The sequence below is a fragment of the Pleomorphomonas sp. JP5 genome (assembly GCF_023721815.1).
In the GTDB taxonomy this organism is placed as follows: domain Bacteria; phylum Pseudomonadota; class Alphaproteobacteria; order Rhizobiales; family Pleomorphomonadaceae; genus Pleomorphomonas.
Window position 1 is genome coordinate 475,294 of sequence record NZ_JAMDLI010000022.1, and the last position, 20,013, is coordinate 495,306.

Consider the following 20,013-nt stretch of genomic DNA (forward strand, 5'->3'; position numbering starts at 1 on the left):
CTTCAAAGAATATCGGTGTACGATCATGACACTTACCAAAAAAGACGTCAGGAAGTTCCTGTCCGAGTACAAGATCGTCGCCCTCCTGATCGTCATTGCGATCATCTGGGCTTTCTTCGGCTACCTCACCTATGACACCGAACTGGGCGGTTCGCAGTTCCTGACGCCGCGCAACTTCTCCAACCTGCTGCGTCAGATGGCGATTACCGGCATGTTGGCATCAGCGATGGTGTTCGTCATCGTCGCAGGAGAGATCGACCTTTCGGTCGGCTCGCTGCTCGGTCTTCTCGGCGGCATAGCTGCGGTGCTGGATGTCACATACTCCTGGCCGTTATGGGCCACGATCGTGCTGGTTATCGCCATGGGCCTGTTCTTCGGCCTGATGGTCGGCTGGCTGACCGCGTATCTCGGCATTCCCTCGTTCATCGTGACGCTGGGCGGTCAGCTCGCCTTCCGAGGCATGGTGCTCGGCCTGACGGGCGGCATCACCATTGCTCCGGTGAGCTCCGATCTGAAGTTCATCGGTCAGGGTTATCTGCCGGAGCTGATCGGCGACGTCGGTGGCGTGCTGTTGTTCCTGGTGCTGGTGTTCCTGGCGCTTCGCACGCGCATGAACCGCCAGAAGCACAATTTGGCCGTCTCGACGATGCCGACTGAGGTCGGTCGCCTGCTGTTCGCCGGTATCATCATCCTTGGCTTCGTGATGACGCTCAACGACTACCAGGGCGTTCCGGTGCCGGTGCTGGTGCTGCTGGTCATTCTGGCGGTGTTCACTATCATCGGCAACAAGACGACCTTCGGGCGCCACATCTATGCCGTCGGCTCCAACATGGAGGCAACGCGTCTTTCGGGTGTGAATGTCGCCTACGTGAAGATGATGGTGTTTGCGCTGATGGGCCTGATGTGCGCGTTCGCCGGCCTGACCACCACCGCCCGTCTTGCGGCCGGTACGCCGTCGGCCGGCTTCGGCAACGAACTGGACGCCATCGCCTCCTGCTTCATCGGCGGCACGTCGATGCGCGGCGGCGTTGGCTCGGTTTCGGGCGCACTGGTCGGCGCGGTCATCATGGCCAGCCTCGACAACGGCATGTCCATGATGGGTATCGACACCTTCTGGCAGCAGATCGTGAAGGGTATCATTCTGGTCGCCGCCGTTTACATGGACATCTTGTCGTCGGGCAATCAGCGCGCCTGACGTTTCTACTGTTGTTCTGGGCAAAATGCAGAAACCCCGGTCGCTTGCGGCCGGGGTTTTCGTTTGATTGGCGCGATGAAGACAGGCTGGCGCGTCATTCCCGCCAGGTCTGCGCCAGAACCCGCAGCCAGTTGTCGCGGCAGAGTTTGGTGAGCTCCGCTTCGCCGTATCCGGCCTGCCTGAGTGCACCGACAAGCGCCTGCTGGCCGGCGGCGTCGCCGATCTCCTCAGGGATGGTGGCGCCATCATAGTCGGAACCGAGGCCGACGCTGTCTATGCCGACATGCTCCACCAAGTAATCGATGTGACGCACCATGTCGGTGAGCGGCGTCGCCGCGTTTTCCTGGCCGTCCGGCCGCAGGAAGGACGTCGCATAGTTGAGGCCGACCATGCCGCCGGTCTCGCGGATGGCAGCGAGCTGCCGGTCGGTGAGGTTACGCGTCACCGGAGTGATGGCGTGTACGTTCGAATGCGTGGCCACGAGCGGCATTTCGGAGATCCTTGCCACATCCCAGAACCCCTGTTCGGTAATGTGGGACAGGTCGACCATGATGCCGAGCCGATTGCAGGCCTTCACCAGGCGTACGCCGGCCTCGGTAAGGCCGGGGCCGGTGTCGGGCGAACTTGGGAAGGCAAAGGGTACGCCATGACCGAAGGCGTTGGTTCGGCTCCAGACTGGCCCGAGCGACCTGAGGCCAGCTGCGTAGAAGAGATCGAGCGCGTAGAGGTCAGGGTCAATGGGATCGCAGCCTTCCATGTGCAGCACCGCGGCGAACACACCGTCCTCGATGGCCTGGCGAATCGCCATGGTGGACGTGCACAGGCGCCAGGCACCCGCCTCGTCGATTCGACGAGCTATGCCGGCCATGGTGGCGGCGGCGGCAAGAGCTACCGGCTGATCGATCGGCTCGGCGAGCGGAGCGGCATAGGCGCCATGATCGATCGTCGGTCGCGGCCCCTGTCTGGATGGTACGAAAATGGCGCAAAGACCGCCGGCGAGGCCTCCGGCCCGGGCCCGTGGCCCATCGATGTGGCCCGAGGCGATGCCGTCTCGAAACTCCGCAACCGGATCGCCACCTTTGCCGGCCGTTTCCCACAGGCGCATCAGAACGTCGTTATGTCCATCGAATACAGGCTGCATTTCACCATCGCTCGTCAGAGGGAAGGATTGTCCCAAAAGGGCAACGCATCGAAGGGGAGGGAGGCCGGCGCTCATAACGGCGCCGAGTCCCATCCGCATAGGTGCCAAGTGGTAGGAGTGGAGCCCTGGGAGGTCAACCTATGTCAGCAGAGCGATCTCCGCTGCGTCATTCTGGCTCGGTCGGGAAGCGACCTTCTCAGCCTTGCAGATAGAAGAGAAATTTTCTCCGGTTTGCGCCGGAGCAAAGTGTCGTGGCGACGCCATCCCTATGATCGGGCCACAGACCAAGCGGAGAAACAACATGACCGACATTGCCCCCCGGGATCTCGAACTCGACGTGCGCGGGCTACCTTGCGTGAACCGTCGCGCCATCATCTTCGGCAGCTTCGATCGGCTGGCCGATGGCGAGTCGCTGGTGGTGATCAACGATCACGAACCAGTGGGGCTGCGCGGTCACTTCGAGGACATCGTGCCTGGGCGTTATCGCTGGGAGGCGCTGGCGCGCGTCGACGAGGCGTTTCGAGTACGCATCACCCGCTCCGCCTTCGATCCGGAGCTTGCTCGCGAAGGAGCGGCGGCACTGGCCGCGCTGGCCCTACACAGCTGCGATCACTGATAGTCGTTCTGCCGCTCGGGGCGGAAAACGGAACGGGCGGCAGGCTGTGAGCCTTGCCGCCCGTTCTGTTGTGTCGGTTCGTCAGCCTCAGAAGTTCGGCTCGACGCCCCAGACGTCCTTCGAGTAGCCGCGGATGGTACGGTCCGAGGAGAACCAGCCCACCTTGGTGGTGTTGAGGATCGATCGCTCCGTCCAGCGGTCCCTGTCGCGGTAGTCGACGTCGACCGTGCGCTGGGTCTGGAAGTAGGACTGGAAGTCGGCCGTCACCAGGAACCAGTCGGTGTGCCAGAGGCGGTCGGCCACCTCGTTGAAGCGACCGTGATCGTCCGGCGAGAAGGTGCCGTTGACCATGGCATCGATGGCGCCCTTCAGCGTCGGGTCGCTGTCGATGGTGGCATTGGGGTTGTAGCCGCGCTGGCGCAGGCCGGCGACGTCGTCGGCGGTCAGGCCGAAGATGTAGATGTTGTCGGGTCCGACCCGTTCGGCGATCTCGACGTTGGCACCGTCGAGCGTACCGATGGTCAGGGCGCCGTTCAGCGCCAGCTTCATGTTGCCGGTGCCGGAAGCCTCCATGCCGGCCGTCGAAATCTGCTCGGAGAGATCGGCAGCCGGAATGATGATCTCGGCCAGCGACACGTTGTAGTTGGGCAGCACGGCGACTTTCAGGCGATCGCCGATGATCGGGTCGTTGTTGACGATCCGGGCGACGTCGTTGGCCAGCTTGATGATGCGTTTGGCGATCTGGTAGCCGGGCGCGGCCTTGCCGCCGAAGATCTTGACGCGCGGCGTCCATTCGGCGCCGGGGCCACGGCGGATGGCCTGGTACAGCGCGATCGTCTCGAGGATGTTGAGAAGCTGCCGCTTGTACTCGTGCATGCGTTTGATCTGCACGTCGAACAGCGCCGTGGGGTCGACACGCAGGCCGATGCGGCGCTCTATCTCGGCAGCGAGGCGCACCTTGTTGGCCTGCTTGGCGGCGGCGAATTTCTCGCGGAAGCTGGCGTCGGTGGCGAACTTGGCGGCTTCCTCGATCTTCTCGAGGTTGTCGACCCAGCCGTCGCCGATCGCTTCGAGCAGCAGCGCGCGCAGCCCCGGATTGCACTCGTAGAGCCAGCGGCGCGGCGTGATGCCGTTGGTCTCGTTGACGATGCGGTCGGGGTAGAGGACGTGGTAGTCCTTGAACACCGTCTGCTTCATCAGTTCGGTGTGCAGCGCCGACACGCCATTGACCCGCCGGGAGCCGACGAAGGCGAGGCTGCCCATCTTGATCTCGCTACCCCACTCGATGATGCGGATGGCATCGAGCGAGACCGGAAGGTTGCGCCCCTGCACCTCGGCGAGGTGATGGTAGTCGATCCACTCGATGATCTGCATGTGGCGCGGCAGCACCTTGCGGAACAGGTTGGTGTTCCAGCGCTCCAGCGCCTCTGGCATCAGCGTATGATTGGTATAGCTGAGGCACTGGCGGGTGATCTCGAAGGCTTCCGGGAAGGTCAGCCGGTAGTCGTCGGCGAGGATGCGCATCAGTTCGGCGACGGCGATGGCCGGATGCGTATCGTTCATCTGGATCGCGACCTGATCGGGCAGCTTCCGGATGTCATCGTTGTCTTCGAGATACCGACGAATGATGTCCTGCAGCGAGGCGGAGGTGAAGAAGTATTCCTGCTTCAGTCGCAGTTCCTTGCCTTCCGCCGTGGTGTCGTCGGGATAGAGCACGCGCGAGATGGTCTCGGCGCGGATGGTCTTCTCGGCCGCCGACATATAGTCGCCGTGATTGAAACGGCCGAGGTCGAGCACTTCGACCGGGCGCGAGGCCCAGAGGCGCAGCGTGTTGACGTGGCGTCCCTTCCAGCCGGCGATCGGCGTATCGTAGGCGACGGCCTTCACCGTTTCATCGGCGCGCCAGTAGGTGGCGCCGTGGCCATCGAACGAGATCTGACCGCCGAACTTGACGAGATAGGCCATCTCGGCGCGTTCGAACTCCCAGGCCCGACCCGATACCAGCCAGTCCTCCGGCTCTTCCACCTGCCAACCGTCATGGAAACGCTGGCGGAACAGGCCATGATCGTAGCGAATGCCATAGCCGTGGGCGGGGATGCCGAGCGTAGACATGGAGTCGAGGAAGCAGGCGGCGAGGCGGCCGAGGCCACCGTTGCCGAGGGCGGCGTCGCTCTCCTGTTCGAGCTGGGCCTGATAGTCGATGCCGAGCTCGGCGCAGGCACTGCGAACCTGGGCTTCGATGCCGAGATTGCAGACCGCATCGTTGAGGAGGCGACCGATCAGAAACTCCATGGACAGATAGTAGACGTGCTTCTTCTGGCCAGCGTGGGAGGCTCGTGTGGATTCGAACCAGCGTTCCACGACCTTGTCGCGTACGGCAAGGGACAGCGCCATGCTCCAGTCCTTGGCCGTCGCCCGGGACGGGTCCTTGCCGACAGCGTAAGCCAACTTGGCGCGGACGGCGTCCCTGAAGGCCGCTGCCGTGAGCTCAAGCGGCTGGCCGGTGGAGCCGCCAACCTTATCGATCGTGGAAGTGTCGTTCATCGGTGATCCCTGCGTTTCGATCGATTGTCGCCGATGATGGTTACGACGTGGTGACCGATTTCTTCGGCTTCACCCTAACGCCAAGCACCGCCACCAAGATAATCGTCGCCAAGACTACACGGCCGACAGCCGTGTCCCCTCGTCGACGGACACTGGCCGGCAGCGGTGTGCCTGTCTAGGTCTTCAGGACCACACTTGCGAAAAAACGCGAGGAAATGCGAGTTTAGTGCTCCGTTTTTGCATATCTCGACATAATATCAGTCCTAGATATGCAATAAATGCATCTCTAGACGCCCTCGGTTACACCAAGGTCCTTGGCAGAGAGCCAGAAAACCTCGCCTTCGGACTCGGCCGTGTCGAGCCAGACGAAGGGTAAGTCGGGGTAGGTCATCTCCAGGATCTCACGATCGCTGCCGACCTCGCAGAGGAGCCCCCCCTCCGGGTTGAGGTGGTCTGGAGCCGTCTCGATGATACGACGGACGATATCCAGCCCGTCGAGTCCGCCGGCGAGCGCCATCTCCGGCTCGTGCCGGTATTCGTCAGGCAACTCCGCCATTGCTTCGTCGTCGACATAGGGCGGGTTGGTGATGATGAGGTCGTAGCGACGGCCTTCCAGCGGAGCGAACAGGTCGCCGTGGTGGAGACCGACCCGTCCATCGCCCAGGCGGTCGACGTTGATCGCGGCGACGTCCAGCGCGTCTTCGGAGAGGTCGACCGCGTCGACCGCGGCGTTCGGAAAAATCATGGCCGCCAGGATGGCGAGGCAGCCGGAGCCGGTACAGATATCGGCGACCGAAAGGATATCGTCGGGATCGCGGATCAAGGATTCCTCGCCTTCTCCGGCGAAGGCGTCGGAGAACAGCAACTCGCCAATGAACGAGCGTGGCACGATGACCCGCGGATCGACGACGAAGGGAACACCCTGAATGTAGGCCTTGCCAACCAGGTAGGGCGTCGGGACGCGCTCTTCGACGCGCCGGTCGATGCGCTCCACGAGCAGCTGGCGCTCGGCGCGCGTCAGGCGGGCGTCGAGCCAGGGATTGATGTCGTCGATGGGCAGGTGCAGCGACTCGAGGATCAGGAACACGGCGTCGTCGATTGCCTCGCTGGTGCCGTGGCCGATGCCGATCTCTTCGCCGCCGTAGCGGCTCATGGCGTAGCGAAGGAGATCTCGGACGGTGAGAAGGTCATCGGCAATGTCGGTCACGGCGTTGTCCCGGAAAATAGAGGCGCGGCTGCTATCGCACGGCGGGGCCATGGCTGCAATCGGGCATGTGTGAATGGAGCGGGGTCGCCCGGAAAACGTGACCTGATCATGGGACGAGTCTCCGTTCCGAAGCGGAAATCGCCGGCCTGCATGCCAAGATCGACGTACTCAGCGCCGACATCGAGCGGCTCATCGCTGCTGATGGCGATATTGTCGAAGGGCGAGCCTAAGGAACCTGTGGGAGTGGAGCGACCAAGCCAACGTGGCGCCGCTCCTCCCATCCCACAAGCCGAGGGTGCAAAGAACTTTTGGAAGAAATGGAGAAGATGTTGGGTGGTACGGCCTACGGGAATCGAACCCGTCTCTCCAGCGTGAAAGGCTAGTGTCCTAACCGATAGACGAAGGCCGCCCAACGAGGGGCGCTTATAGTGAGCTTCTGCCGGTTGGGCAAGAGCCAATCGGCATTTGTTGCGGCTTTTTTACAGCTTCGTCTATGGGCTTGAACGACAAGCGTTATCCGCGTCCGCGACAAGCCCAGCGCCACTCGCGTCTCCGCCCGGTATCCACATGGATCGACTTGGTGTGGCAATAGAGCCCAAGACCGCCCCGCGAGGGATGGCCGTAGAAGTAGCGGGCGAGTTCGTCGCGGGAGATTCCGGGCATATAGAGATCGACGGCATTGCAGTAGAGGTGCTGCGAGTGCAGCGCGCCCCGAACGCGTCGATTGTGCGACGGAGAGCGATAGCCCGAGGTGACGACGACCTTGCGGCTGAAATGCCGTTCCGCGTCCCGTATCATGCCGAGCAGTGCCGGCTTGACGCAGGATACGTTGATGGCCGAGTGGGCCAGCAAGAGGCCGTTGGCAGCCTGGACGACGTCGCGGGGCAGGCCGGGCACATAGTGGGCGTAAGGCTGAACCTCGCCATCGAACAGGCCGCGTGGGTCGCCGTCGGGACCGCGCGAGGCGAGCACGAGATTGCCTTTCCACGCGACACCCGGCAGCCCCTCGAACAGGTCCTGCTGTCGCTCCGGGCGCGATGTGTAGACGTTGACGAAATCATGCTCGAGACCGTCGTCCACCGGCGGCTTGGGCACTGCGATCTTGTCAGGATCGGCTTCGCTCTCGCCTGCGAGCTCGGCTTCCGAAATCTCTTCGGTTGCTTCAGGTGGCGCTGGAGAGACCGAATCGGCCGCTGGCAGGGCGGTCGGCTCGACTTTGGCCAAGACCGTATCCGCAGCCGCCGGCTCGCTGCCGACGGAGTTGTCGCCGGGCGTGGCGGCGGCAGGATCGACCGCCGAGGCTGGTTCGGAAGCGTTCGCCTGTTCGGAATCACCGAACAGCGAGGCAAACAGACCAGTTGCCTTTGGCTTTTCCGTGGGAGCGACCGCGACGGCCATGGGGACCGCCGTGTCGCCAGCCACCGGTTCTGTCGTTTTCTCAGGTGAGGCCGAAGAGGCCTCACCCGGTTTCTCGGCTGCGTCCTTGCCGCTGGTTTCGTTCTTCGCGTCGGCTGTCGCCTTGATCTCGGCAATCTCGACAGGCGTGAGGGCTTTGAAGTCGGACCGGTTCAGCACGGCGCCGCAGCCGGCCGCGGCAAGGCCCGCCAACAAGAGCGGTACCGACCGAAGCGTCACGGTCCGCCTAATCCCTTCCGCCAGCCGGTCCGACATTTCGTCTCACCACTTGCCGGTGTTCGGCATCGATGCCCAGGGCTCGGCGGGCGGCAGAGCGTCGCCCTTCTGCAGCAGCTCTATGGAAATGTTGTCCGGCGAGCGGACGAAGGCCATCCGACCGTCCCGAGGCGGACGGTTTATTGTGACGCCGCCCTTCATCAGCCGATCGCAAGTGGCGTAAATGTCGTCCACCTCGTAGGCGAGATGGCCGAAGTTCCGGCCTTCGCCATAGACCTCCGGATCCCAGTTGTAGGTCAGCTCGACAAGTGGGGCGCTGTGCGCACGGCCGGCTTCCACGTCGTCGGACGACGCAAGGAAGATCAGCGTGAAGCGGCCGGCCTCGTTTTCGGTTCGACGGATTTCGGTCATGCCGAGGAGGTCGCGGAAGAAGGCAAGCGACGCGTCCACGTCGGTAACCCGGACCATGGTATGAAGATAGCGCATGTCGATTTCCTCCTTTTGGGCTCTTGGCGGCCGACCTCCGCCTCTGTCAGGCGGGCTAGTTATCCTTGGGATCGGGGTGGATGCAAGACTTGGCGCCTCTCCATGCATCGGCAATCCGGGGCATTGCAGTCCGGCCGGGAGCGCGAGGTCATGACAATATCGGCAAGGAACCGAGTCTGGCGGCGAGAAACGCGCTCAAAACCGTTAACAGTCGTTAACGAGGGGCTTGCGGAAGGGTGGCCTTCAGGTGGTATTTTAGCAGAAGAATCACGAATAGTCGTGGCGCGGATTCATCCGCGCTTCTAGTAAGTGCCATCGTGGAGACTGGCTCATGGCCAAGGCTCAGTTTGTGTCGGAAGACAATAACGTTGACGAAGACGTCGGCGTGGAAGTCATTGAGGTCGCGGGCGTCATCAAGTGGTTCGACGTTGCGAAAGGATTTGGCTTTGTCGTGCCCGATGAGCCGGGCCTGCCCGACGTGCTGCTCCACGTTACCTGCTTGCGGCGCGATGGATTCCAGACGGCTTACGAGGGCTCTCGCGTCGTCTGCGAGGCGGTGCGTCGGCAGAAGGGGCTGCAGGCGATGCGCGTTCTGTCGATGGACGAGTCCACGGCTATTCATCCCTCTCAGTTGCCCCCCTCTCGCACCCACGTTCAGGTGACGCCGTCGAGCGGCCTCGAGCAGGTTGAGGTGAAGTGGTTCAACCGTGTTCGCGGGTTTGGCTTTCTGACGCGTGGTGACGGCAGCGAGGACATCTTCGTCCACATGGAAACGCTGCGTCGTTTTGGGATCACGGAACTTCGGCCTGGTCAGCGTGTGCTCGTGCGCTACGGCGATGGTCCCAAGGGGAAGATGGTCGCGGAAATCCGTCCGGTTCAGGCCGGTGGCATACCTTCGTCACATTGATGTCCTAATGGGGCGGCACGCGGCGCCGGGCGGGCCCGGCGAGGCGCGTCTTTTCGTGTGAGAACGCCGAACAGTCAGGGATCGAAGGCAAAAATGTCGGAAGTCACCTCGTGGCGCCTGTTGATACGGGCGCTTGCCGCAGGTCTGGTTGCTGCGATCGCCATCCTCTACTTTTTCGGAAACGGTTCGAATGCCAGTCAGGGCGACAATCCAGTCGGCCCGCGCTCCAACCTAAGCATCGAGACGTCGACCGGCGTCTACCCGTATCAGGTCGAGGTTGCCGACAACGACGAGAGTCGGTCGCGCGGCCTGATGTTCCGGCGGTCGATCGAGCATGGAACCGGCATGCTGTTCGATATGGGCATGACGCGCGATGTCGCCTTCTGGATGCACAACACCTTCGTGCCGCTCGACATCATCTTCATCTCCGACGCGGGCCGGGTGGTTTCGGTCGCGCGCGGCGCAAAACCCCAGTCCGATATGCGCATCCCGTCCGGCTCGCCCGTGCGTTTCGTACTTGAGATACCGACCCCCGAGGCAAAGCGTATCGACGTTTCGGTTGGCGATCTGGTTCGGCATCCGATCATCGACGCCGTGGCCGGGCGGTAAACGCCCGGTTTGCCTCCCTCCGACGCCGGCCCTACTTGGTTGGCTCGTTGGGTTTTCCCTTGTTCCGGAAGCGTTGATGCAGCCGGTCGTAGAGGCGACGGATCTGCGACGGCGGCGGTAGCTGCGGCGTTCGCATGGAAACATCGACGACATCTTCAAGGCGCAGACTGGCCTTCAGAAGCTGTCCATCCTCCACGACGCGCGCGACGAGTTCGGCATAATTGGCGAGGGTCAACCGGCTTCCCGTATGCAGTCGGTTGCCATAGCGGACCGAGAAGGCTTCGGCGACGGTGAGTCCGGCAAGCTTTGGCGGAATTTGCATCTCATAGAAGGTCGCAAGGTCGGAGAGAGGTGCGTCCGGGGCCACGGCGAACTCGCCAAAGGCACTGCGCTTGGCCGCCGTCACAGCCTCGGCCGGCAATGCCGCGAACAGCCTGTCGAGACGATTGACGCGATCCTGAGGGGAGATGAAATAGGCGTAATCGCCGGCCTTGATCTGTCCTGCCTCGGCGGCGTTCTTGACGGTGCCGTCGCGCACAACGATGACCGGTTTCAGCCAGGCGGGCAGGGAAGCCGGGCGCAGCGCGGCATAGCTGTCGGGCCTGACCGGATATCCGACCATCTCGTTGTCGGTCTGGCCGGGCAGGTCGATCTCGACGCGGCGGGCGCTCGCGGCCGGTCGCTTCAGCGCCATGCCAAAGAACCGGGCGGCCGGCGCGATGGTCCAGCCCTGGACGAGCAGCGATATCAGCACCACGAAGAACGCGACATTGAAGTACATCGGTGCATTGGGCGCGCCGGCCAATGTCGGAACGGTGGCAAGGAAAATCGAGACGGCGCCACGCAGGCCCACCCAAGAGGCAAAGTTGATTTCCGGCGGCGTAAAGCCCAGAGGCTTCAGGCAGATCCATACGGCCGCCGGTCGGCCGATGAGCATCAGGAACAGGGCGATGGTCAGGCCCTCAGGCGCATACTCGATCAGGTTGCTCGGCGTCACCAGCAGGCCCAGCATCAGGAACATGACGATCTGGCAGAGCCAGGTGGCGCTTTCGAGGAACTTGCTGATGGCGGGGTAGGCGCGAACGCTGCTGTTGCCGACCACCAGACCTGCCACGTAGACGGCGAGAAAGCCTGAGCCGTCGAAATAGGAAGTTGCGCCGAAAACGCTGACCGTCAGCGCAATGACGAACAGCGGGTGCAGCCCCCCCGGCAACGTCAGCCGATTGAGCGCGAGCGTCGCCACGCTGCCGCCGGCAATCCCCATGGCGGCGCCAAGCAATGCCTGCCGGCTGAGCTCGGTCAGTGTGCCGAACCCCGGTGACGAGTGGGCGACTGCAAGCTCGGTAAGGACAATGGTGAGAAAGACGGCCACGGGATCGTTGGATCCGGATTCGATCTCGAGCGTCGAACCGATGCGCGGCTTGAGCTGAAGACCGCCCGTCTTCAGCAGGAAGAACACCGCCGCCGCGTCGGTCGAGGCGATGATGGAACCGAGCAGCAACCCTTCGATGAGGGTGTATCCCATGACCAGATAGCTGAACACGCCGATCAGAAGGGCGGTTACCGCGACGCCGACCGTTGCCAGCGCCAGAGATGGGGCTAGCGCCTCCCGTGTTTCCGCGAGCCGCGTCCTGAGCCCGCCGTCGAACAGGATGATGGCGAGCGCGCAGGAGCCGATCAGGTAGGTGAGACGATAGTTGCTGAACTCTATTCCACCGGGGCCGTCAACGCCGGCCAGCATACCCACCACCAGGAACACCAGGAGCAGGGGAGTGCCGAAACGCGAGGCCAGCAAGCTGGAGAGAATGCCGAGGAGGATCAGCGTCGCGCCCAAGGCCAAGACAAGATTGGCGACCGCGATCTGATGCATACGAGCCTCGGTTGTTGAGGGAGTCTATGGAATAGACTTCGACATTCGAGCCCCGGCAGACACAGTGCGCCGGATCTAGCGTCAGATCCAAAGACTCCGTTGGGAGCAGCGAGTTTTCATGGCCGTCTAGCCTCTGGCGCTTGATCCGAGCAAGACATCGGAGAGCGGCAAGTTCCAGAGTCGAACCACTTAGGTGACATGCTTCCATATTGAGGCGACTTTGGGAACCAGTTCATGAAGATCGCGCGTTTTTCACAGTCGGCTCCAACAATATTCCGATTGCGTCGGCGGGTTGCGCAAGTGTGATGCCCAGACGTAGCGTTCCGTGATAAGAGGCGCGCGTATCGCCCGACAGCGGGCTCCCACTGCGGATTTCGATGCATGGACAATGAGAGCGATAAGGGGATCGGCGAAGACGGAGCGCCAGTTGCGCCGGCAGCATCCCGAAAGGGATGGGCATTCGCGCACTCCCATCTCGTCAATCTCCTCGTCCTGACCTTTGTCACGCTTGCGCTGCTCGCCCCTGGCATTTCCTCGTTGCCGCTGACCGATCGCGACGAGGCGCTCTACGTCCAGGCGTCCCACCAGATGCTGGAGACGGGAGACTGGGTGGACATCCGCTTCCAGGATGAGCCTCGCTACAAGAAACCCGTCGGCATCTACTGGATTCAGGCCGCGACCGCCGAGCTGTCGGGCTATGCCGCCGCCGCTCCACTTTGGGTCTATCGCCTGCCGTCACTGGTCGGCGCGGTCCTTGTCGTGCTCTTCACCTACGGCATTGGCGCGACGCTCGGCACGGCGCGGGCTGGGCTGTTTGCCGGCCTTCTTTCCGCCTCGACGATGCTCATCGGTTTTGAGGCGCGCATCGCCAAGACCGATGCCATGCTGTGCGCCACGGTGCTCGCCGCGGAGTTCGCGTTGGCCCGCGCCTATGTCGATCAGGCGAGGGCGAGGTCGTTCCCGCGCAATGCCCTGTTCTGGACGGCCATGGGTATCGGCGTTCTGATCAAAGGCCCCATCACACCGTTGGTGGCCGCTCTCACGCTTCTTGCCATTTGGGCAAAGGAGCGATCGACGACCCTCTGGCGCTCGCTGTCGCCGCTCAAGGGCATCGTCTGGATGCTGCTTCTCGCTCTGCCTTGGCTGATTGCCATCGGTTGGATCTCGGGCGGGGCGTTCTTCAGCCAGGCCGTTGGCCGCGACATGCTCGGCAAGGTCGCCTCCGGCCAGGAGTCGCACGGCGCACCGCCGGGCATGCATCTGCTTGTGGCGCTTGGTACCTTCTGGCCGCTATCGACGCTGGCGCCGCTGGCGGTCGTTCAGGCCTGGAAAACGCGACGCGAGCCTGCGATCTTCTTTCTGATCGCCTGGGCGCTGCCCGGCTGGATCGTGTTCGAGGCGGTTGCCACCAAACTGCCCAACTATGTGTTGCCCTTCATGCCGGCGCTGGCGGTCTTGATCGGCCTGCTTCTCGATACCGGCATTCTTGGCGCGGCGCGGCGCGGATGGCGTGTTTCTGTCGCGTTCATCGCGATCGGGTCGCTCCTGGTCGGCTTCGGCCTCAACATCGCCTTTCTCGTTTATCAGGGATACGCGAGTTGGCAGGGGCTCGTCGGAGCGGTTGTTATCGCCGGCCTCGGTCTGTCGGCGAGCCGTTTGCTGGCTTCGGGGCGTTTGCGGTCCGGACTGGTGGCGATGGTTGCCGCCTCAGGCGGCCTGATGCTGCTCGGCTACGTGATCCTTCTGCCAGCGGCGCGGCAGATCTGGCTCAGCGACGATCTGGCCGACGCCGTAGCCGCCACCCGCCAGTGCGATGCGCCTGCGATTTCGATCGCGGGCTATGGCGAACCGAGCACCGTCTTCCGGCTTGGCACCGGAGTTGTTCGGGCGGGTGTATCGGGCGTCGCCGAATCCTTCCGATCGAATGACTGCGCCATTGCCATCGTCCCGCAAGAGGCGCGGGGCGAGTTTCTGACGGCGCTCGGCGATGTCGAGACAGCGCCGGAACCGGCCGCCACCGTCACCGGTCGCAATCTCAATGGCATGAAGCTCCGCACCATGCTGCTGTTTTCGAAGCCGTGAGGAGCCGACCATGCTGATCAACAAGCGGCCCGCCCGCTGGCGCGATCCCGACGTCGTCAGGACGGCACTCTGGCTGGTCGGCCTGCTGACGGTGCTTGCCGTCATCGTGGCAAGCCGCTTCGACGAGGACGCACGCGCCTGGGTGATGGCTGGCGGGCCGCCGGCGTCCATCTGGCCCATTCTGTCGCGGTTGGGCCAATCCGACTGGATGCTGATTCCGTCAGGCCTCGCGGTTCTGCTTCTCCATTATCTCAATCGCCCGAAGTTTGGCCCTCCGGGGAGCTTCGCAACGCTTCAGAACATGGTTTTGTTCTTTTTCGCGTCGATCGCGGTAACGGGAATTGCGGTCTTGATCGTCAAGTACTCGCTTGGCTTCTCGCGCCCGTCGGTCGCGGGCGAACGGGTTGTCCGGTTTTTTGCCTTCCGCCCGTCCTACGCCGCTTTCCCGTCCGGGCACTCGACGACGGCGGCGGCCTTCGCACTGTCGTTGACGCTCTTGTGGCGCCCGCTGGCTGTCGTGGTATGGCCGTTCGCCCTTGCGATCGGCGTATCGCGGGTGATGGTCAACGCTCACCGCATCTCGGATGTAGTCGCCGGCCTCTCGTTCGGCACTTGGGGCACGCTGCTCGTCGCCGTGTGGTTCGCCAGGCATGGCCGGTTGTTCCGCCTGTCCGAGAGCGGATTGCCGCTGCCGCTTCGCCATCGGATCGACATGATCTCCGGCGAGGGCAGGGCCTTGTTGATGCGGCTGCGTCTTGCCATAAGCAGGCAAAGCATCGATCCAGTTTTTTGTTCTTCAGGAGCCGGGGTGCCGGACGCCGGGACGAGCGCGGACCCGGTCGGAGTGACCAGCATGATCTTACCGAAGCCTTCCGAGACGGGATTTGTCTCGGTCGTCATTCCCGCCCGCAACGAAGCGGACAATCTGGCCGTCATCGTGCCGGAGATATTTGCGGCCATGACAGGCCGCGCCTTCGAGGTGATCGTCGTCGACGACGGCTCGACCGACGGCACGGGCGCCGCCATCGTGGCCTGGAAGGCGGAAGGCAAGCCCGTCCGCCACATTCGTCATGTCGAAGCTTGCGGCCAATCGGCCGCCGTCCGCTCGGGCGTGCTTGCCGCGCGCGGTGAGATCGTCGCCACGATCGACGGCGACGGCCAGAACGACCCAGCTTACATCCCGAAGCTGGTCGACGCGCTCGTCGCAGCCGGTCCTTCCGTTGGAATCGCCGCCGGACAGCGCCTCAAGCGAACCGACGGGTTGGCCAAGCGCTACGCGTCGCGCTTCGCCAACTGGCTGCGCAACGCCATCCTGAAGGATGCAACCCGAGACACCGGCTGCGGCCTCAAGGCGGTGCGACGCGACATTTTCCTGCTCTTGCCCTTCTTCCACGGTTGGCACCGCTACCTTCCGGCGCTGGTGCTTCGCGAGGGATACGGCGTCACCCATCTCGACGTGGTCGATCGGTCGCGCATGCACGGTGCATCCAACTACGGCATCTTTGACCGTGCGCTTCAGGGCGTACTCGATCTCTTCGGCGTCTGGTGGCTGAAGCGGCGTATCAAGCGTCTTCCCGTCGTCTCGGAAATCGGAAACGACAATGGCTGATCTCTTCGCGCAGTTTGCCGGCTGGCTTCACGACGTGTTCGTCAAGCAGCTCGATTTCTGGGTCATTCTCGGCTTCGTCGCCCAGCTCATGTTCACCATGCGCTTCGTCGTGCAATGGCTTGCTTCCGAGAAGGCCAAGGCTTCGGTCATTCCGGTGGCTTTCTGGCTGTTCTCGCTGGGCGGCGGTTTTCTTCTTCTGGTCTACTCGATCGCTCGGCAGGATCCTGTGTTCATTGCCGGGCAGGGCCTTGGTCTTCTCATCTACATCCGTAACCTGATGTTGATTCGGAAGTCGACCAAACGCGCGCGATCCGACTGATCGAAACGGCTCCCAGAGCATTCGCTGGGGCAGCCGCTTTTCGATCAGGTTGATTCAACCTGATCGGCGGGTGCTCTACAGTCGGCGGGGGTCATCGGCACGCGCGGCAAGGTGAAGGCGGTCGAGAAAACCCTGCAGGATGAAGCTCGCCGCGAGCTTGTCGACCACTTCGTCGCGTCGACGACGCGAGGCGTCCGCCTCAAGAAGCGTCCGGGTGACAGCCGCCGTTGAAAGTCTCTCGTCCCAGAAAAACAGAGGGCGTCCGTCGAGTGGCGCGAGATTGCGAGCGAAAGCGCGCGTCGATTGGGCGCGAGGTCCCTCGCTGCCGTCCATGTTGATCGGTAAGCCCAGGATGTAGGCGCCGACATTGTGCTTGTCGGCAAGCTCGATCAGTGCGGCGGCATCCCTGCCGAACTTGACGCGGGAAAGAGTTACCAAGGGCGTCGCGATAAGGAACCGTTCGTCGGAAACGGCGACGCCGATCGTCTTGGTTCCGAGATCAAGGCCGAGCAGGCGTCGCCCCGGCTCCAGGGTCGCCACAAAGGCAACGGGGTCTTCGGTCTCGGTCATTGGGTCTGCCTCATCCTGCGCGGAGGCATTGCCTATCACGGCCAGCGCTTCTGCCCAAGTTGCGATACTGGGGTCAGGAGACGATTTCCGGCGAGGTGGCCGAGACGCGGTCGCGACCGGTGTTCTTTGCCTGGTAGAGCGCGAAGTCTGCGCGACGGTAGAGGTCATTGACCGTGTCGCCCGGCCGAAACTCGGCGACGCCGAAACTCGCGGTAATCCGAATGGTGTTGTCGCCGCGTTCGATGGAGAGCGCATTGACCTGTTCGCGAAGATACTCAGCGACCGAAAAGCCGCCATCAATGGGAATGCTGGGCAGAATCACGGCGAACTCTTCGCCACCGATGCGGGAGAAATGCCCGTCCGGCGGCACTCGGAGCGTCCCCACGCTGCGGATTACGTCGTCGCCGACATCATGGCCGTAGATATCGTTGATATGTTTGAAGTGATCGATGTCGAACAGAATGAGCGAGAAGGTTCCGCCGACTTCGGCGGTGGCGATTTCCGCGTCGAACCGTTGGCGAAAGGCGCCTCGGTTGAAGAGGCCGGACAATGGGTCGACGGTCGCCATTTCGATGAGACGACGCTGCATGATCAACGTTCGCTCGGCGACACGCAGCCTAGCGTTGAGTTCATCCTGGCGCGGCGGCTTGGACATGAAGTCGTCGGCGCCCGCGTCGAGTACGCTGATGGAGTGCTGCGCATCGTTGGAGGCGGACATGCCGATGACATAGAGAGGGCGTCCCGCGTCTGCGAGGAGGCGCGCCTCCCAGCAAAGCTCGGTGCCTGAAACGCCACCGATTTCAAAGCTGGTAATCAGTACCTCGGCTTGCGGTGTCGACCGAATGTAAAGAAGCGCCTCGCAACCGTCGGTAAAATAAGCGACGTCATCACCGCGAGGTTCAAGCATCCTTTGCAGGATCATCAGTCCGGTTCGACTGCCGTCGACGAGCACGATGTGCATGATGCGCTAGATATACCTGATAAGAGGTAAGGTCGTCCCGAAAAGCGGGGAACTCATAGACCGCTTTTGTCGATTTCATCAATGAAAAAACAACGGATTCCCGCCAATCGCGGTTCAGAAAGCAGAACTTTGCAAAGACGCTTTCCGACAAAAGAACTACCCGTCTCGGTGGTGGATTAAAATATTCGTATAGATCAATGTGTTAAGCTGCCGGCGTTGGATGGAGCTCCGCGCACCGGTTTGCTAGGCCTCCGAAAGGATGAGGCGCTCGATTCCGGCTCGATGGTCTCTCTTTTGGGTTGTGGTGCGCCGAATCCTGCGACTCACCGCCAACCGATCGTCATTTCGCCCGATGCCGTATCGGTGGCACGAGGAAGCGGGTGGCTCCGGCGCGCGACCGGTGCTATACGCGGGACATTCCAGTTTGTTCGAGGGAATCTACATGTCCGTGGATACGGCTACCGTGCGCCGCGTTGCGCGTCTCGCCAGGATCAAGGTCACCGATGACGAGGCGGAGCGCATGACCAATGAGCTCAATTCCATTCTCGGGTTCGTAGAGCAACTGGACGAGGTCGACGTTGCCGGCGTCGAGCCGATGACTTCTGTGGTCTCCGTTAAGATGCGCCGCCGGCAGGACGTCGTTACCGATGGCGAGGATGCCGAGGGTGTTACCGCCAACGCCCCGGTCTCCGAGGACAACTTCTTCCTGGTGCCCAAGGTGGTCGAGTAACTCCCGCCAGACACCGGCTTCTCACGTTTTTTCGGGATTTCCGCAGTGACCGATCTCACCTCACTTACCCTTGCCGAGGCGCGCGATGCGCTGAAGGCCAAGTCCTTTACCGCCGTCGAACTGACGGATGCCTATCTCGCTGCCATGGAAAAGGCGCGGGTGCTCAATGCCTATGTTGCCGAGACGCCGGAAAAGGCGCGCGAGATGGCGAAGACCTCCGACGAGCGCATCGCCGCCGGCAAGGCCGGGGCGCTCGAGGGGTTGCCACTCGGCATCAAGGACCTTTATGCCACCAAGGGTGTTCACACCCAGGCGTGCAGCCATATTCTCGACGGGTTCGAGCCGACCTACGAGAGTACGGTGAGCGCCAACCTGTGGGCCGATGGCGCCGTCATGCTCGGCAAGCTCAACATGGACGAGTTCGCCATGGGCTCCTCCAACGAGACCAGCCATTATGGCTCTGTCGTCAATCCGTGGCGCCGCAATGGTTCCGATGCCAACCTGGTTCCTGGCGGTTCGTCGGGCGGCTCGGCTGCGGCTGTGGCCGCACGCCTCTGCCTCGGAGCAACGGCCACCGATACCGGTGGCTCGATCCGTCAGCCGGCCGCCTTCACCGGCACCGCCGGCATCAAGCCGACCTATGGTCGCTGCTCGCGTTGGGGGCTTGTCGCCTTTGCGTCCTCGCTCGATCAGGCTGGCCCGATCGCCCGCGATGTCCGCGACGCGGCGATCCTCCTGAAGTCGATGGCGTCGGTCGATCCAAAGGACACTACATCGGTCGACATTCCGGTTCCCGACTATGAGGCCGCCGTCGGCAAGTCCGTGAAGGGGCTCAGGATCGGCATTCCCAAGGAGTACCGGCTGGATGGCATGCCGGCGGAGATCGACGCCCTCTGGCAGAAGGGTATCGACATCCTGCGCGAGGCGGGCGCCGAGATCGTCGACATCTCGCTGCCGCATACAAAGTACGCTCTGCCGGCCTACTATATCGTGGCGCCGGCCGAGGCATCGTCGAACCTCGCCCGTTACGACGGTGTCCGCTACGGTCTGCGCGTGCCGGGTTCGGATATCGTCGACATGTACGAGAACACCCGGGCCGCCGGTTTCGGCGCCGAAGTGAAGCGTCGTATCCTGATCGGCACCTACGTGCTGTCGGCTGGCTACTATGATGCCTACTACCTGCGCGCCCAGAAGGTCCGGACGCTGATCAAGCGCGATTTCGAGACTGTCTATGCCGCGGGTGTCGATGCCATTCTGACCCCGGCGACGCCTTCGGCAGCCTTCGGCATTGGCGAGAAAGCCGACGCGGACCCTGTCGAGATGTATCTCAACGACGTGTTCACCGTGACCGTCAACATGGCCGGTCTGCCGGGCCTGGCCGTGCCGGCGGGGCTCTCCGCCGAGGGGCTGCCGCTCGGCCTGCAACTGATCGGGCGGCCGTTCGACGAGGAGACACTGTTCACCCTCGGCTCGGCGATCGAGAAGGCCGTGGGCACGTTCGCACCCAAGCGGTGGTGGTAAGGCAAGGGCGCCGG

At 62.8% G+C, this 20,013-nt stretch carries 17 protein-coding genes, 1 tRNA gene and 1 pseudogene; 10 read left to right on the forward strand and 9 right to left on the reverse strand.

The genetic code is table 11. The features are described 5' to 3' along the window. Positions 1-25 precede the first annotated feature (25 nt). Positions 26-1,195 carry a sugar ABC transporter permease gene (locus M4J40_RS21540; RefSeq protein WP_251756462.1) on the forward strand — a complete coding sequence of 390 codons (1,170 nt, stop codon included), beginning with the start codon at positions 26-28 and terminating at the stop codon, positions 1,193-1,195. 94 nt (positions 1,196-1,289) lie between these two features. On the opposite strand, the gene M4J40_RS21545 is transcribed toward M4J40_RS21540, so the two are convergent. Next, a complete protein-coding gene (locus M4J40_RS21545) occupies positions 1,290-2,336 on the reverse strand; it encodes a dipeptidase (protein WP_251756463.1) in 1,047 nt (348 codons plus the stop codon). A 301-nt stretch (positions 2,337-2,637) separates the two neighbouring features. Here M4J40_RS21545 and M4J40_RS21550 point away from each other — a divergent pair, with 301 nt between their 5' ends. Further along, entirely contained in the window at positions 2,638-2,952 is a 315-nt protein-coding gene (locus M4J40_RS21550; RefSeq protein ID WP_251756464.1) for a DUF2249 domain-containing protein, read from the forward strand. A gap of 87 nt (positions 2,953-3,039) precedes the next feature. On the opposite strand, the gene M4J40_RS21555 is transcribed toward M4J40_RS21550, so the two are convergent. The 5 genes from M4J40_RS21555 to M4J40_RS21575 form a co-directional block, all read right to left on the reverse strand. Then, the gene (locus tag M4J40_RS21555) at positions 3,040-5,496 is read right to left on the reverse strand and encodes a glycogen/starch/alpha-glucan phosphorylase (protein ID WP_251756465.1); all 2,457 of its coding nucleotides are present in this window, start codon (positions 5,494-5,496) and stop codon (positions 3,040-3,042) included. Between the two features lie 286 nt (positions 5,497-5,782). Continuing rightward, positions 5,783-6,703, reverse strand: coding sequence for a 50S ribosomal protein L3 N(5)-glutamine methyltransferase (gene prmB, locus M4J40_RS21560; protein WP_251756466.1), 921 nt, complete (start codon positions 6,701-6,703; stop codon positions 5,783-5,785). A gap of 334 nt (positions 6,704-7,037) precedes the next feature. Further along, a tRNA-Glu gene (locus M4J40_RS21565) sits at positions 7,038-7,112 on the reverse strand. Positions 7,113-7,216: 104 nt separating this feature from the next. Then, positions 7,217-8,338, reverse strand: coding sequence for a D-Ala-D-Ala carboxypeptidase family metallohydrolase (locus tag M4J40_RS21570; protein ID WP_251756467.1), 1,122 nt, complete (start codon positions 8,336-8,338; stop codon positions 7,217-7,219). Positions 8,339-8,380: 42 nt separating this feature from the next. After that, entirely contained in the window at positions 8,381-8,821 is a 441-nt protein-coding gene (locus tag M4J40_RS21575; RefSeq protein ID WP_251756468.1) for a VOC family protein, read from the reverse strand. 331 nt (positions 8,822-9,152) lie between these two features. Here M4J40_RS21575 and M4J40_RS21580 point away from each other — a divergent pair, with 331 nt between their 5' ends. Together M4J40_RS21580 and M4J40_RS21585 are read left to right on the forward strand one after the other, a co-directional pair. Further along, positions 9,153-9,728, forward strand: coding sequence for a cold-shock protein (locus M4J40_RS21580; RefSeq protein WP_251756469.1), 576 nt, complete (start codon positions 9,153-9,155; stop codon positions 9,726-9,728). A 93-nt stretch (positions 9,729-9,821) separates the two neighbouring features. Continuing rightward, positions 9,822-10,337, forward strand: a complete 516-nt coding sequence (locus M4J40_RS21585) for a DUF192 domain-containing protein (RefSeq protein ID WP_251756470.1) — start codon at positions 9,822-9,824, stop codon at positions 10,335-10,337. Positions 10,338-10,368: 31 nt separating this feature from the next. On the opposite strand, the gene M4J40_RS21590 is transcribed toward M4J40_RS21585, so the two are convergent. Further along, positions 10,369-12,207, reverse strand: a complete 1,839-nt coding sequence (locus tag M4J40_RS21590; RefSeq protein ID WP_251756471.1) for a potassium/proton antiporter — start codon at positions 12,205-12,207, stop codon at positions 10,369-10,371. A gap of 381 nt (positions 12,208-12,588) precedes the next feature. Here M4J40_RS21590 and M4J40_RS21595 point away from each other — a divergent pair, with 381 nt between their 5' ends. The 4 genes and pseudogenes from M4J40_RS21595 (at position 12,589) to M4J40_RS21610 (ending at position 16,217) form a co-directional block, all read left to right on the forward strand. Further along, positions 12,589-14,289, forward strand: a complete 1,701-nt coding sequence (locus M4J40_RS21595; protein WP_251756472.1) for a glycosyltransferase family 39 protein — start codon at positions 12,589-12,591, stop codon at positions 14,287-14,289. Between the two features lie 301 nt (positions 14,290-14,590). Further along, positions 14,591-14,929 (forward strand): annotated as a pseudogene (locus M4J40_RS21600) (phosphatase PAP2 family protein); the annotation flags it as partial. A 213-nt stretch (positions 14,930-15,142) separates the two neighbouring features. Continuing rightward, a complete protein-coding gene (locus tag M4J40_RS21605) occupies positions 15,143-15,898 on the forward strand; it encodes a glycosyltransferase family 2 protein (RefSeq protein WP_251756627.1) in 756 nt (251 codons plus the stop codon). Further along, positions 15,891-16,217: a lipid-A-disaccharide synthase N-terminal domain-containing protein gene (locus tag M4J40_RS21610; RefSeq protein ID WP_251756473.1), complete on the forward strand. Its 327-nt coding sequence runs from the start codon at positions 15,891-15,893 to the stop codon at positions 16,215-16,217. Before M4J40_RS21605 ends, M4J40_RS21610 begins: the two co-directional genes overlap by 8 nt. Positions 16,218-16,292: 75 nt before the next feature. Here the strand turns inward: M4J40_RS21610 and ruvX are convergent, their stop codons facing one another. Together ruvX and M4J40_RS21620 are read right to left on the reverse strand one after the other, a co-directional pair. Next, positions 16,293-16,787, reverse strand: a complete 495-nt coding sequence (ruvX, locus tag M4J40_RS21615) for a Holliday junction resolvase RuvX (RefSeq protein ID WP_251756474.1) — start codon at positions 16,785-16,787, stop codon at positions 16,293-16,295. Between the two features lie 73 nt (positions 16,788-16,860). Beyond that, positions 16,861-17,748 carry a diguanylate cyclase gene (locus tag M4J40_RS21620; protein WP_251756475.1) on the reverse strand — a complete coding sequence of 296 codons (888 nt, stop codon included), beginning with the start codon at positions 17,746-17,748 and terminating at the stop codon, positions 16,861-16,863. Positions 17,749-18,190: 442 nt separating this feature from the next. Here M4J40_RS21620 and gatC point away from each other — a divergent pair, with 442 nt between their 5' ends. Together gatC and gatA are read left to right on the forward strand one after the other, a co-directional pair. Continuing rightward, on the forward strand, positions 18,191-18,478 hold the full coding sequence (gatC, locus tag M4J40_RS21625) for an Asp-tRNA(Asn)/Glu-tRNA(Gln) amidotransferase subunit GatC (RefSeq protein ID WP_251756476.1): 288 nt from the start codon (positions 18,191-18,193) through the stop codon (positions 18,476-18,478). A gap of 45 nt (positions 18,479-18,523) precedes the next feature. After that, a complete protein-coding gene (gene gatA / locus M4J40_RS21630; protein ID WP_251756477.1) occupies positions 18,524-19,999 on the forward strand; it encodes an Asp-tRNA(Asn)/Glu-tRNA(Gln) amidotransferase subunit GatA in 1,476 nt (491 codons plus the stop codon). Positions 20,000-20,013: the final 14 nt, after the last annotated feature.